Origin of the sequence: Nonomuraea sp. NPDC052265 (assembly GCF_044547985.1) — a bacterium.
Lineage (GTDB): Bacteria > Actinomycetota > Actinomycetes > Streptosporangiales > Streptosporangiaceae > Nonomuraea.
Genome location: NZ_JBIUBJ010000027.1, coordinates 33384 through 46997 on the forward strand (window position 1 = coordinate 33384; position 13614 = coordinate 46997).

Genomic DNA, 13614 nt, shown 5'->3' on the forward strand with positions numbered 1-13614 from the left:
TTCCGTTCCTCCTAGCGCCGCCGGAGGCGGACCTCGAAGACGTCCCTCAGCCCGTCGCCGATGAAGTTGAAGGCGAGGACGATGAGGATGATGGCGATCCCTGGCGGGTACAGCAGCCACCAGTAGCCGCTGTAGGTGTTGGCGAGGCCGTCGGAGAGCATCCCGCCCCAGTTCGCCGCGGGTGGCGGCACGCCGAGGCCGAGGAAGGACAGGTAGGCGACGTACAGGATGGCGTCGGCGACCTGGAAGGTGGCGTTGACGATCACGGTCCCGATGGCGTTGGGGATGATGTGCCGCCGTACGGCCCTGCCGCCGGTGCCGCCCATCGACCGCATGGCGTGGACGTACTCGCGGGAGCGCAGGGTCAGCGCCTCGCCGCGGACCAGCCGGGCCGGGCCCAGCCAGGCGAAGGCGCCGATGATGAGGATGAGCATCGGCACGGTCGGCGTGACGATGGTCGCCATCAGCATGAACAGGAACAGCGAGGGGATCGACATCATCGCGTCGACCACCCGCATCATGGCCGCGTCCACCCAGCCGCTGGTGAAGCCGGCGATGGCGCCCCAGATCGTGCCCACGACCGTGGCCAGCACGCCGGCGGCCAGCCCGACCACGATGGACGTCTGCCCGCCGAGCAGCAGGCGGCCGAGCTGGTCGTAGCCGACGCCGTCGGTCCCCAGCGGGTGCCCGGGGGTGCCGGGGGCCAGGTAGACCGAGGCGAGGTCGGTGTGCACCTGGTCGGTCCGGTAGAACAGCGGCCCGAGGAAGCACAGGCCGCCCAGCACGATGAAGATGATCAGGCCCAGCAGGGCGAGGCGGTTCTCGGCGAAGACCGTCAGCGCCTGGCGCCACTGGCCGCGTACGGGTGCCTCGTCGGCGGGGACCGGCGTGCCGGCCGCCTCGGCGGGTGCGGTCATGAGCGGGCCGCCGTCCTGAGCCGTACGCGGGGGTCGACGGCGGCGTACAGCAGGTCGGCGAGCAGGGCGCCGAACACGGTCGCGACCGCGATGATCAGGGTGACGCCGAACAGGATCGGGAAGTCCCGCTTCAGCGCCGCCTGCCAGAAGAGCTGGCCCATGCCCGGGTAGTTGAACAGGGCCTCGACGACCAGGGCGCCGCTGAACAGCGCGGGCAGGTACATCCCGAGCAGGGTGATGACCGGGAACAGGCCGTTGCGCAGCGTGTGCCGGGCGACGACGCGCGCCTCCGACAGGCCCTTGCTGCGGGCGGTGCGCACGTAGTTCTCGTTGAGGTTGTCGACCATCGAGGAGCGCACGTACCGCGAGTAGACGGCGACGGTCACGATGGCGAGCGTGACGGTGGGCAGGACGAGCCCGGCCGGGTCGGCGAGCACCTCACCGAGGGTGAACCCCTGCGAGGCCTCCGGCGGCAGGATCGGCCAGACCTGCGAGAAGAGAATGATCATCATGAGACCCATGAAGAAGATCGGCGTGGCGTAGGCCAGCAGCGACAGGGTGGTGATCGTGTAGTCGGGCCACCTGTTGCGCCGCATCGCCTGGACGACGCCGAGCGGGATGGCGACGACGACGGCCAGCATCGTCGAGAACAGCGACAGCACCATGGTCTTGGGCAGCCGCTGGCCGATGGCCTCGGCCACCGACTGGTTGAGCTGGAAGGAGTAGCCGAGGTCGCCGCGCACGAGGCGGCCGACGTACATGGCGTACTGCTGGATCCAGGGGCGGTCGTAGCCCATCTCGTGGTCGAACGCCGCGAGCTGCGCCAGCGTCGCGTCCTTGCCCAGGGTGGCCCGCGCCGCGCCGCCCGGCAGGAGATGCAGGATGACGAACGTGATCATCGTGACCAGCACGACGATGATCAGGGCCTGGCCCAAGCGGGTGATCAGATACCGGGCCACGCGTGGACCCTCCTTGCTCCGGGGACCCCGGCGGCCCCCGCACGGGCCGCCGGAGTCGGGGACGGTCTCAGCTCTTCCAGGACCAGTCCTGGAAGAACATGTTGTTCATCGGGTCCTGCGTCACGCCCTGGAGCCCGGCGCGGTACGCCGAGATCTGGTAGACGGGGTTCGGCATCCACAACACCGGCAGGTCCTGGGCCAGGCGGTCGTTGTACGCCTTCAGCGTCGCCTCGTCGTCGGAGAACTGGGTGGCCTCGATGAGCTTGTCGGCCTCGGGGTCGCTGTAGCTGCCCAGGTTGACCGGGGCGCCGGTGGCGAACAGCCGCTCGCCGCTGGGGAAGGCCGGGTAGTACCAGCTGCCCTGCGAGCCGAAGAACGACATGTCCCACGAGCAGGTGGAGTCGGACGCCTTGCACGCCGGGGTGACCGCGACCGAGTCCGGCACCTCCTTGATGGTGAGCTGGATGCCCAGCTTGGCCATCTGCGACTTGATCTCGGCGAACATCTTGGTCGTCGCGGAGAAACCGGTCTGGCTGGTGACGGTGAAGGCCAGCTTCGCGCCGGACTTGACGCCCTCGCCGCACTGGTCGGCGCCGGTGCCCGGCTTCTGGCAGGTCGTCTGGCCGTCGGGGGTCACCTGCCAGCCGTGGCTCTCCAGGAGCTGCTTGGCCTTGGCCGGGTCGAAGGAGTAGGCGCAGCCTTCGCTGGACCCGTTCGTGCCGGGCTTGGCCGGGACGGGACCGCAGGTCGGGGCGGCCGTGCCGGACCAGATGACCTTGCTGATGGTCGGCTGGTCGATGAGCGACTGCAGGGCCTGGCGCAGGTAGAGCTGCTTGAACAGGGGGCCTGACTCGGGGTTGTTGAAGTTGAGCTGGAGGTAGGTGATGGACCAGCCGTACCAGGGGGCGATCTGGTAGCCCTTCGACTCCAGGTACTTCTGCTGCGACAGGTTGGCCGGCGGCACGTAGCCGTAGTCGATCTGGCCCGCGCGCAGCACGTTGAACTCGGCGTCGTCACTGGTGAAGGGGCGCAGCGTCACCGACTTGAGCTTCGGCTTGTCGGTGCCGGAGTAGTTCGGGCGGGCGGTGAGGACGACCTCGCCGTTCGGCACGTACTTCTCCAGCTTCCACGGGCCGCTGTTGACCTGCCACAGCTCGTTGGTCGCGTACGTCTTGGGGTCCTTCGACGCGGCGGTGAGGAAGTCGAAGACCTTCTTGGCGCCCTCGGGGGTGGTGTCGAGGTCGCTCACCTTGCCCGTGGCCGAGTCCTTGTCCCAGACGTGCTGGGGCAGCGGCACGATGCGGTTGAGCTGGTTGCCGACGAACCACCCGGTGTTGTACGTCTTCGTGGTCGTCAGGGAGAAGGTCTTGTCGTCCTTCACCTTGAACTCGGCGATGTTGTCCGGGAAGCCGCCTTCGCGGTAGGACGCCCACTTGTCCTTGTTCGCGGTGACGAGGTTCCACCAGAACTGGATGTCACGGGTGGTGACGGGCTTGCCGTCGGACCACGTGTTGTCCTTCAGGGTGATCGTCAGCGTCTTGCCGCCGTCGCTCACCTCGGGCGGTCCGGCCATCGAGCGCTCGGGGTCGATGTTGTACTTCGCCGTACCGTCCAGCAGGTACTCGTACACGTGGCGGTACTGGGCGGAGCCGAAGATGACGTTCTCGCCCTGGGTGAAGCCGGGTGCCGAAATAGGCAGGATCCAGTTCGGGGTCCTGAGGGCGACGGTCACGCCGTCCTTGCTCTGGCCCCCGCTCTGGGCGCCTTTCTGCGCGCCGCCGGCGGACCCGCTGCACGCGGTCAGCGCCAGCCCGAGGGCCAGCACGCCCGCCAGGGCGCCGGTGCCGCGGAGCCCGCGCCGGTGGAATCTGCTCCCCATGGGATCTCCTCGGTTGACGTCGCACGGCGCCCTGCGCTTGCCGGGGGGCCTGGTGCGTTCAATGCGGAGAATGTATAGATGGTCCCGCATGAAGTCAACGGAAATAATTCGCTTTGTTCGCCTACTTCTTTCGGGTTAGAGTCGAAGTCGCCGATGCCTCATGATGGGGCTCTGTTGCGACGACGGGCCTGCCGGGGAACCGGCCTGAAGGAGGAGCGGCATGCCGGAGCCAACGAGTCCCGCCAACCTGCGTGAGCAGGCGCTCAGCCTCTTGGCGAGCGGTGCGGTGACGTCGCGCGCCGACCTGGTCGAGACCCTTCAGGTGGCTCCGTCCACAGTCTCCAGCGTGGTCCGGCGGCTGCTGGAGGAGGGGGCCATCCTGGAGGAGGGAGTGGGCCGCTCCACCGGCGGGCGGCGGCCACGGATCCTGCGCCTGCGCGACGTCCCGGGCGCCTTCGCGGTGTCCGAGCTGGGCGCCCAGCACGCGCGCGTGGGGTTGTGCGCGCCCGACGGCCGGCTGCTGGCCGTACGGGAGATCGCCACCGACATAGCGGCAGGGCCCGGCGAGGTCTTCGACGCGATCGGGCGGGCGTACGAGCAGCTCAGCACGGCCAAGGCCCCCGGCCAGGCGCTGCTCGGCATCGGCGTCGCGCTGCCCGGCCCGGTCGAGTACCCGCACGGCCGGCTGATCGGCCCGGCCCGGATGCCCGGCTGGAGCGGCTTCGACGCCCAGAGCCACCTCAAGGCGCGCTTCGGCGTGCCCGCGGTCGTCGACAACGACGCCAAGGCCGCCGCCATCGGCGAGTATGTCAGCCGGGGCCGCGACCCCGGCGACATGATCTACGTCAAGGCCGGCACCGGCATCGGCGGCTGCCTGGTCAGCGGCGGCCAGATCTACCGCGGCGGCCGCGGCCTCAGCGGCGACGTCACGCACGTCCGGGTGGCCGACAGCGGCGAGCGCGAGTGCTCCTGCGGCAGCCGCGGCTGCCTGGAGACGGTGGCCAGCGGCGCCGCCCTGGTCCGCCAGCTCAAGGACCGGGGCCTGCGGGTCAGCACGCCGCGCGACGTCATCGCCGCCACCGTCGACGCCGAGCCGTCCGTGGTGACCCTGGTCCGCCACGCCGGCGGCCTGCTCGGGGTCGCCCTGTCCGGCCTGGTGAACTTCCTCAACCCCGACGCCGTCGTCATCGGCGGCGCGCTGTCCAGCCTCGACGTCTACGTGGCCGCCGCCCGGAGCATGCTCTACAAGCGCTGCCTGCCGTCCATGACCCAGTCACTCTCCATCGAGGCCAGCGCCGCCGGCCCGGACGCGGCCCTGATCGGCCTCGGGCATCTCGTGCGCGCCTCGGCCGACGTCCGTCCCTCCTAGGCAAGGAGTCCCCGCCCGTGTCCCGTCCCCTCCGCGTCGCCGTCGGCGGCGTGCACATCGAGTCCAGCACCTTCTCCCCGCACCTGAGCACCGCCGCCGACTTCGAGGTCACCCGCGGTGACGCCCTCCTGGCGCGGTACGGCTGGCTCGCCGAGCCGTGGGCGGCCGAGGTCGAGTGGATCCCGCTCGTCCACGCCCGCGCCCTGCCCGGCGGGGCCGTGGCCAGGGAGACGTACGACGCCTGGGCCGCGGAGATCGCCGCCGGGCTGGCCTCGATCGACCCGGTGGACGGCGTCCTGCTCGACATCCACGGCGCGATGAGCGTGGTCGGCCTGGAGGACGCCGAGGGCGACCTGATCACGGTGGTCCGCTCGGTGACCGGCGGAGGGCCGTTCGTCTCGGCGGCCATGGACCTGCACGGCAACGTCTCCCACCGCTTCTTCGACGGGTGCGACCTGCTCACCTGCTACCGCACCGCCCCGCACGTGGACGTCTGGGAGACCCGCGAGCGCGCGGCGCGCAACCTGGTGGAGGCGCTGCGCCGCGGGCAGCGTCCGCACAAGGCCCTGGTGCACGTGCCGATCCTGCTGCCCGGCGAGATGACCAGCACGCGCGTCGAGCCCGCCAAGGGCCTCTACGCCCGCGTCCCCGAGGTCGAGGCCAGGGACGGCGTCATCGACGCGGCCATCTGGATCGGCTTCGCCTGGGCGGACGAGCCCCGCTGCCGCGGCGCGGTCGTCGCCACCGGCACCGACGCCGCCGCCACCGCCGAGGCCGCCCGCGAGCTGGGCGAGCACTTCTGGGCGGCGCGCGACGCGTTCACCTTCGTCGCGCCCACCGGTTCCATGGACGAATGCCTCGACCAGGCGCTGACCGCGGTCAAGGACCCGGCCAGGCGCCCGTTCTTCATCAGTGACTCGGGCGACAACCCGGGCGCCGGCGGCGCCGACGACGTCACCTTCGCCCTCGAACGCATGCTGGCCCGTCCCGAGATCGCCGGCGGCTTGGTCCGCGCGGTCTACGCCTCGCTGGTCGATCCCGAGTCCGTGGCCCAGGTCGCCGGCCTCGCGCCCGGCTCGCCGGTCAGCCTGCGCGTCGGCGGCCGGATCGACGCGCGCGAGCCGGGGCCGCTGCCGATCGAGGGCGTGCTGGAGGCGGTCGCCGACGACCCCGACGGCGGGCTGTGCGTCAGCGTGCGGGTGGGCGGTCTGAGCGTGTTCGTCACCTCGCGCCGTATGCAGTACCGCGAGCTGGCCTCCTACGCCCGGCTGGGTGTCTCGGTGGACGAGGTGGACGTGGTGACGGTCAAGATCGGCTACCTGGAGCCCGAGCTGTTCGACGCGGCGGGCGACTGGCTGCTGGCCCTGACGCCGGGCGGGGTCGACCAGGACCTCCAGCGGCTGCCGTACGAGCGCCTGGCCCGGCCGGTCTTCCCCCTCGACTGCGACTTCGACGCCGACCTCACCGTGGTCACCGCACGCTCGACGCCCTGACGGGCGCCTCCCCGGGCGGAAGCCGGGGCTCGCCTCCCTGGACGGACGGGTGGCGGGCCCGGTTCCGGCAGGGCTTGGAGGGGGCTCCCAGTCGGCTCCAAGCCAGGAACAAGAGGGCTGACTCATCATTCCGCCTGTGAGCGGATATTTCAGGAAAAGGCTGATGAGGGTCGCCGCGGGTGCGGCGGTCGTCGCGGCGGTCATGCTGCCCGCGCTGCCGGCGGCCGCCGACGGCTCCCCCGACGAGCGGCCCGACGTCCCGGTCGGCACCTGGCTGGCGGCGCGTACGCAGCCCGCGGTGCAGCTGACCAGCTTCACCTACACGGCGACGGTGTCCGTCCCGTCCAACACGATCAACGAGGCGGCCTACAACCAGATCGTCCAGGAAGCCGTCACCGCCGTGCAGTCCGGCAAGATCTCCTCGGACGAGCGCAGCATCGGCAAGTGGGTCTTCCAGCAGATCGCGGCCAACGTGGACACCTACGTGTCCTCGACCACCCCGATGCGTACGGTCGAGGCCGAGGTCGGCGGCATGTGCACCGGCTGGTGGGTCACCCCCGACGGGTACATGGTCACCGGGGCGCACTGCGTCCAGATCGGCGAGACCGCGCTCAGCCAGCTCTTCGCGCAGCAGGCGCTGGCCAAGTTCAACAAGAAGGACGCCAAGGAGATCATCAGCGGCCTGGGCGACCTCAAGAACGACGAGGAGATCGTCAAGCTCGCCCAGCAGATCTACGTCACGTTCAACTCGACCCACATGCAGCTCAGCAATCTCAAGCAGAGCCTGTCGGTCATGCAGAGCCTGCCGGGCGGCGGGGTGGACAAGACGGCCAAGGCGGTCCCGGCCGAGCTGGTGTCGGTGGGCGAGAGCTACCCGGGCAAGGACTTCGCGCTGCTCAAGGTCAACGGCCAGCAGAACCTGCCGACCGTGCCGCTCGGCGACGACGCCGACGTGCGCACCGGTGACACCCTCTACATCAGCGGCTTCCCCGGCCTGGTCACCAACACGCCGTTCTTCAGCCTGGAGTCGAAGCTGGAGCCGGCGCTGACCGAGGGCCCGTACAACGCCAAGCGCACCACGCAGACCGGCGTGCCGTACATCCAGACGCAGGCGCCGTCCTACCACGGCAACTCCGGCGGCCCGGTGTTCAGCAAGGACGGCAAGGTCATCGGCATGCTGATCGCGGGCACGGTGAGCGAGGGCGGCGAGGCGTCGGAGAGCGAGAGCTTCGTCCTGCCGGTGGGCATCATCAAGGAGAAGCTCGGCGAGAAGAACGTCAAGCCCGCCCAGGCCGTCACGACGACCCGGTACAACGAGGCGCTCAACGACTTCTTCCGGCACTACTACTCCGACGCGCTGCCGAAGTTCCGCGAGGTTCAGGCGCTGTTCCCGAACCACCCGTACGTGGCCAAGTACATCAGCGACTCCCAGCAGGCGATCTCCGCGGGCAAGGACGAGACGCCCAAGCCGATCCTGATGTGGGTGCTGATCGGCGGCGGCGTGCTGCTCCTCCTCGTGCTCGTCGCGGTCCTGGTCAAGGTCCTGCGCGGACGGCGGCGGCCCCAGCCGCCCGTCATCTCGCCCCAGCCCGGGTACGGCGCGGTCCAGCCGCCGCCGTGGCAGCAGCTCCCCGCGGCCCAGGCCCAGCTCTCGCCGCCGGCCCAGCCGATGCAACCGGCCCAGGGCCCGTACGGCCACAACGGCTACGGCTCCGACGGCTACGGCGGGTACGCCGCGGGCGGTCACGCCGCGAGCCCGTACGGATCGGCGCCGGACGCCCAGTTCCACCAGCCCCCTCACCCGCAGCCCGGCGGCGACCAGACCAGATCCGTGCGCTACGGCCAGTTCGCCCCGCCCTCGGACCCCAGGTCCGGGCAGGTCGCGGACCTGGAACGGCAGATCGCCGACCTCCAGCGCCGGCTCGGCGACCAGCCCCCGAACGCCTGACGGGCCCGCGTGAGCCAGGCCCCGCCAGACACGTCAGGATGCGTGGCCCCGGAACCCCATGGCGGGTTCCGGGGCCACGACATGCCCCCGGCCGATCCGGCCCGCCGCGCCCCCCACGGCCTACGATGACCCCGTGGACGTGCTGAGCAGCCGCGTGCTCCTGCGGCCGAGCGACCCCGGACGCACTCGCCGCTTCTATGCCGACACCCTCGGCCTGGCGGTCTACCGCGAGTTCGGCCCCGACGACGATCCGGGCATGGTCTTCTTCCTCGGCCAGGGCTTCCTTGAGGTCGCCGGGCGTTCCGACGGCCCCGCGACCGGCGGCACGCTGTCGATCTGGTTGCAGGTCCGCGACGTCGGGCGCGAGGAGCGGCGCCTGCGGCAGGCGGGCGTCACGGTGCTGCGCGAGCCGCGGCTGGAGCCGTGGGGCCTGGTCGAGATGTGGATCGCCGACCCCGACGGGCATCGCATCGTCCTGGTGGAGGTGCCGCCCGGCCATCCGCTGCGCCGCGACCCGCGGTGAAGGCCCCCAAGTTTGCACCCGACGCGAAGCGTGTGCTAACGTAAGTCACGTTGCAGTTGTGGTACCCATAAAAGACTTTGTGCGCACCTGAAAGGGCTGGATCTTCAGGTGCGTTTTATGTTTTCCGGTCATCTCCGGGATGGGCTCATCGCGGCGACACGGGAATTCGCGCGGTGCGGATTCCGTCTCTGCACATCTGAAGGAGAACCGATATGGCAACCGGTACCGTGAAGTGGTTCAACTCCGAAAAGGGCTTCGGCTTCATCGCCCAGGACGGTGGCGGCGCTGACGTCTTCGCCCACTACTCCAACATCGTCTCCAACGGCGGCTACCGTGAGCTGACCGAGGGCCAGAAGGTGGCCTTCGACGTCGTGCAGGGCCAGAAGGGCCCGCAGGCGGAGAACATCGTTCCCGCCTGACGTCTCACACAGCCCGCGTCTGGGCCCGCACCTCTCCGGGGTGCGGGCCCAGACCGCTTTCAGGGGCCATGTGATCGGGTATGGACCGATCAGCTCCGCACGGTTATGTTGCGAGGGCGTCAGGCAAGTTGTCAGACTTCGTCTGAGAGGACCCTCGTATGTGCGGCATCGCCGGATGGGTGGACTTCGACCGCGACCTGACCAGCGAACGGGCCACCGCCCTCGCCATGACGGCGACCATGAGCTGCCGGGGCCCCGACGACCAGGGCCTCCACCTCGAACCCCACGCCGCGCTCGGCAACCGCAGGCTCGCCGTCATCGACGTCGAGGGCGGCCACATGCCGATCGAGGCCGAGGGCCTGGCCGTCATCACCTACAGCGGCGAGGTCTACAACTTCCGGGAGCTGCGCGAGGAGCTGGCCGCCAAGGGCCACCGCTTCCGCACCAGGAGCGACACCGAGGTCGTGCTGCGCGGCTACCTGGAATGGGGAGAGGGCGTCGCCGACCGGATCAACGGCATGTACGCCTTCGCCGTCTGGGACGAGCGCGAGCAGGAGCTCGTCCTGATCCGCGACCGCATGGGCATCAAGCCCCTCTTCTACTACCCCCTGCCCAACGGCGTGCTGTTCGGCTCCGAGCCCAAGGCGATCCTGGCCAACCCGCTGGCCCCGCCCGTGGTGGACCTCGACGGCCTGCGGCAGCTCCTCAGCCTGGCCAGTGTCCGGCAGCGGTCGGTCTACAAGGGCCTGTTCGAGCTGCCGCCCGGCCACCTGCTGCGCGTGGGCAGGCAGGGCACCCGGCTGCGCCGCTACTGGTCGCTGGAGGGCCGCGAACACACCGACGACCTCGACACGACCGTCCGCACGGTGCGCGAGCTGCTCGACGACATCATCGGCCGGCAACTGATCTCCGACGTGCCGATCTGCACGCTGCTCTCCGGCGGCCTCGACTCCAGCGTCGTCACCGCGCTGGCCAGGACGCACGGCCCGATCCGCTCCTTCGCCGTCGACTACGCCGGATACGCCGAGCACTTCAGGGCCGACGAGTTCCGCGGCGACCCCGACCGGCCGTTCGTGCGGATGCTGGCCGATCACGTCGGCTCCGAGCACACCGACATCGTCCTCGGGCCGGCGGAGCTGGCCGACCCGGAGCTGCGGGCCTCGGTCGTCCGGGCCTGGGACGCGCCGAGCTTCATGGGCGACATGAACTCCTCCCTCTACATGCTGTTCCGCGCCATCCGCGAGCATTCGACCGTGGCGCTGTCGGGCGAGTCCGCCGACGAGATCTTCGGCGGGTACGCCTGGTTCCACCTGCCGCAGACGGTCGAGGCCGACACCTTCCCGTGGCTGGCGATGGTGATGCGCGAGCAGCAGCCGGCCGACATGCTCGACAAGTCGCTGATCCGGCAGCTCGACCTGGACGCCTACACGGCCGACGGCTACCGTACGGCGCTGGCCGAGGTGCCCCACGTGGCCGGGCAGGACGCCCGCGAGCGGCGCATGCGCGAGATCTGCTACCTGCACCTCACCCGCTTCCTGCCCTTCCTGCTCGACCGCAAGGACCGGATGAGCATGGCCGTCGGCCTGGAGGTGCGCGTGCCGTTCTGCGACCACCGGCTCGTCGACTACGTGTTCAACACGCCCTGGTCGATGAAGACGTTCGACGGCAGGGAGAAGAGCCTGCTGCGGGCGGCCGGGGCCGACCTGCTGCCCGAGCCGATCCTGCGCCGGGTCAAGGCGCCGTACCCGGTGACCCAGGACGTGGGCTACGAGCAGGCGCTCCGCGCGGCGCTGCGCGAGCTGGCCGCCGGCAAGGACGCGCCGGTGCTGCAGTTGCTCGACCCGGACGCCGTCCGGGAGGCCGCCTCGGCGCCGGCCGAGAAGGTGACGACCACGATGAGCAGGTACGGCCTGGAGCTGGCCCTGGACCTGAACGTCTGGCTGACCACCTATGGCGTGCGCCTGGAGCTGTAGCGGGCAGACTGGGCGGATGACGTCCAGTGATCATTTGCCGGCCACGCCGTTCGAGGAACAGTTGTGGGCGGCCCGCCAGGACGGGCAGGACGCCCTGTGCCTGGGCCTGCTCCGCGACGCCGACCTGGCGTTGCCGATCACCGCCGCCGCGGCGGCCGGGACCGAGCCGCCCGCCTGGGCGACGGCCACGGACTCCGGCCGTACGTGGGTGGTGGCCTTCACCTCGGTCGAGGCGATGGTGACCGCGACCGGCGGCGTCGCCACGCACTGCCGGGTCGTCTCGCCCGCCGAGCTGGCGGCCGGCTGGCCCGACCCGCGGTGGGGCCTGGCGGTCAACCCGGGGCTGGGGGCCGCGTTCCTGCTGGAGCCGGGGACGCTGGCCAGGCTGGCGGTGCCCACGCTCGTCCAGGACCTGCTGCTCGCGCCCGACTCGGGGGTGCCGGTGGTGCAGAAGCTGCTGACTCCGGCCGACATCGGGGACCTCCTGGTGACGGGCGAGCCGCGCGTCTCCGGCTACTGCCACCACGCCCTCGACGTCTCCCACATCGCCACGCCCGCCGTGCTGGCCGACGCGCTGGGGCAGCCCGACATGCTGACCGAGAGCGGCTCGCTGAACATCCTGCGCTGGCGTCCCGTCGGCTTCGGTCTCTACCGCACCCCGTACGGCGGGCGCGACGAGGAGGGCCGGGACGCGGTGGCCGGCTGGGTGGTCGAGGAGCCCCCGTTCGTGGGCATGGGCCTGGTGCCCAACGTCGACCAGGTCATCCGCGAGTACAAGGTGTACGGGGTGGGCCTGCCGCACGGCACGGAGATCTGGGAGCTCACCGCCCAGGGAACCGAGCACCGGCGCGCGCTCTACCACGGTGACCTGCGGCGATGGCTGCTGATCGGCAGGGAGGCACGATGACCTGGCATTTCTACCGCGCTCACTGGCAGGGCTCCGGCTACGCGGCCAGCCCCGAGCCGCACGCCCTGGAGCTGTGGGTACGCCTGCGCACCACCGATCCGGCCGACGGCTTCGAGGAGGTCGAGCCCGGCTGTCACGTCCGTACGGTGCCGGTGGCCGAGTGCGCGTCCCTGGAGTTCGTGACCACGGAGTGCACCTGGCGGGACGAGCGGTTCCAGGTGCACGACGAGCGTGACGGCCTCCTCCTGCTCGAATACCTGGGCGGCTCGGCGCCCGCGGCGCTCGCGCTGGGGCTGGAGCGCGTCGAGCGGGGGGTGTACCGGGCGTGGGTCCCGAGGGCGGAGATCGCCGAGCTACGCGAGGAAGTTGTGGTGATAAGTCCCCTGAGTGACCATTTTTGATGATTAGCTCTTGTCTCCTGTTGTTCATGTGACAGAAACTGGCCTGAAAGGTCAATGTGACGTAAGAGTCACGCGGCATGGGGGCCGGGGGTGTCATGGATTCTCCTGACGTGGCGGGGATGCGGGCGTACGGCGACGAGCTGCGCGACATGTTCCGCCAGATCCAGGACGTGGGCATTGAGCTGCACCAGCAGGCCAAGGCCATCCAGGTGACCGAGACCTCGCGTGACGGCCTGGTCTCGGTGACCGTCGGCTCGCGCGGCGAGCTGGTCCGGCTCGACATCGACCCGCGCATCTACCGGCGCCCCGACGCCCGCCACCTGGCCGACACCATCGCCGAGACCGCCCGGCTGGCCACCGAGCGCGCGCGGGAGCGCATCACCGAGATCTTCGAGCCGGTGATCCCACGCGAGGACTTCCAGGCACATCTGGACGGCGACCTCGAAACCGTCCTGACCCGGCTCGCCGACCGCATGGGAGGCCGCCGATGAAGCCCTGGGACGGCACCCAGATCATCAAGCCCGTCGTGGACTCGGGCATCTCCCAATGGACCACCATGGCCGAGGACTGGGAGAAGGAGTCCGCGCGGCTGGTCGCCGCGGTCGTCGAGGCGCTGGCCGCCGCTCCCTGGGGCGGCGGCACCGAGGGCGAGGCGTTCAAGAGCTCCCATTTCCGCGACGACGGCCCCAACCGCATGCTCAACCAGTACGTCGACCTCTCCAAGCAGATCACCGACGCGTGCGGCAGGCTCCGCGCGAGCATCGACAACACCCTCGGCACGGACGCCGACATCGAGCAAGAGCTCAAGGCGCGAGAGGTCTGACGC

Annotated in this window: 13 protein-coding genes; 10 read left to right on the plus strand and 3 right to left on the minus strand. The window is 70.5% G+C overall.

Annotation, left to right across the window (positions count from 1 at the left end; all coding sequences use genetic code 11):
- Nucleotides 1-11 precede the first annotated feature (11 nt).
- From ACIHAD_RS43105 to ACIHAD_RS43115, 3 genes are all read right to left on the minus strand, one after another.
- A complete protein-coding gene (locus ACIHAD_RS43105; RefSeq protein ID WP_397360621.1) occupies nucleotides 12-917 on the minus strand; it encodes an ABC transporter permease in 906 nt (301 codons plus the stop codon).
- A complete protein-coding gene (locus ACIHAD_RS43110; RefSeq protein ID WP_397360622.1) occupies nucleotides 914-1876 on the minus strand; it encodes an ABC transporter permease in 963 nt (320 codons plus the stop codon). The genes ACIHAD_RS43105 and ACIHAD_RS43110 overlap by 4 nt, the downstream gene beginning before the upstream one ends.
- A gap of 67 nt (nucleotides 1877-1943) precedes the next feature.
- Nucleotides 1944-3755 carry a peptide ABC transporter substrate-binding protein gene (locus ACIHAD_RS43115; RefSeq protein ID WP_397360623.1) on the minus strand — a complete coding sequence of 604 codons (1812 nt, stop codon included), beginning with the start codon at nucleotides 3753-3755 and terminating at the stop codon, nucleotides 1944-1946.
- Nucleotides 3756-3975: 220 nt separating this feature from the next.
- On the opposite strand from ACIHAD_RS43115, the gene ACIHAD_RS43120 reads away from it, so the two are divergent.
- The 10 genes from ACIHAD_RS43120 to ACIHAD_RS43165 all read left to right on the plus strand — a co-directional run bounded on the left by ACIHAD_RS43120 (nucleotide 3976) and on the right by ACIHAD_RS43165 (nucleotide 13611).
- Entirely contained in the window at nucleotides 3976-5124 is a 1149-nt protein-coding gene (locus tag ACIHAD_RS43120; RefSeq protein ID WP_397360624.1) for an ROK family protein, read from the plus strand.
- Between the two features lie 17 nt (nucleotides 5125-5141).
- The gene (locus ACIHAD_RS43125; protein ID WP_397360625.1) at nucleotides 5142-6617 is read left to right on the plus strand and encodes a M81 family metallopeptidase; all 1476 of its coding nucleotides are present in this window, start codon (nucleotides 5142-5144) and stop codon (nucleotides 6615-6617) included.
- A 163-nt stretch (nucleotides 6618-6780) separates the two neighbouring features.
- Nucleotides 6781-8565 (plus strand): serine protease, encoded by a 1785-nt coding sequence (locus ACIHAD_RS43130; protein WP_397360626.1) that lies wholly within the window; start codon nucleotides 6781-6783, stop codon nucleotides 8563-8565.
- 133 nt (nucleotides 8566-8698) lie between these two features.
- Nucleotides 8699-9088: a VOC family protein gene (locus ACIHAD_RS43135; protein WP_397360627.1), complete on the plus strand. Its 390-nt coding sequence runs from the start codon at nucleotides 8699-8701 to the stop codon at nucleotides 9086-9088.
- Between the two features lie 212 nt (nucleotides 9089-9300).
- Entirely contained in the window at nucleotides 9301-9507 is a 207-nt protein-coding gene (locus ACIHAD_RS43140) for a cold-shock protein (protein ID WP_055509312.1), read from the plus strand.
- Between the two features lie 158 nt (nucleotides 9508-9665).
- Entirely contained in the window at nucleotides 9666-11480 is a 1815-nt protein-coding gene (asnB, locus tag ACIHAD_RS43145; RefSeq protein WP_397360628.1) for an asparagine synthase (glutamine-hydrolyzing), read from the plus strand.
- 16 nt (nucleotides 11481-11496) lie between these two features.
- Entirely contained in the window at nucleotides 11497-12387 is an 891-nt protein-coding gene (locus tag ACIHAD_RS43150; protein ID WP_397360629.1) for an SseB family protein, read from the plus strand.
- Nucleotides 12384-12788, plus strand: a complete 405-nt coding sequence (locus tag ACIHAD_RS43155) for a hypothetical protein (RefSeq protein WP_397360630.1) — start codon at nucleotides 12384-12386, stop codon at nucleotides 12786-12788. Before ACIHAD_RS43150 ends, ACIHAD_RS43155 begins: the two co-directional genes overlap by 4 nt.
- Nucleotides 12789-12883: 95 nt before the next feature.
- Nucleotides 12884-13279, plus strand: coding sequence for a YbaB/EbfC family nucleoid-associated protein (locus ACIHAD_RS43160; protein WP_397360631.1), 396 nt, complete (start codon nucleotides 12884-12886; stop codon nucleotides 13277-13279).
- Complete coding sequence (locus ACIHAD_RS43165) at nucleotides 13276-13611, plus strand: hypothetical protein (RefSeq protein WP_397360633.1); 336 nt, start codon at nucleotides 13276-13278, stop codon at nucleotides 13609-13611. Before ACIHAD_RS43160 ends, ACIHAD_RS43165 begins: the two co-directional genes overlap by 4 nt.
- Nucleotides 13612-13614 lie beyond the last annotated feature (3 nt).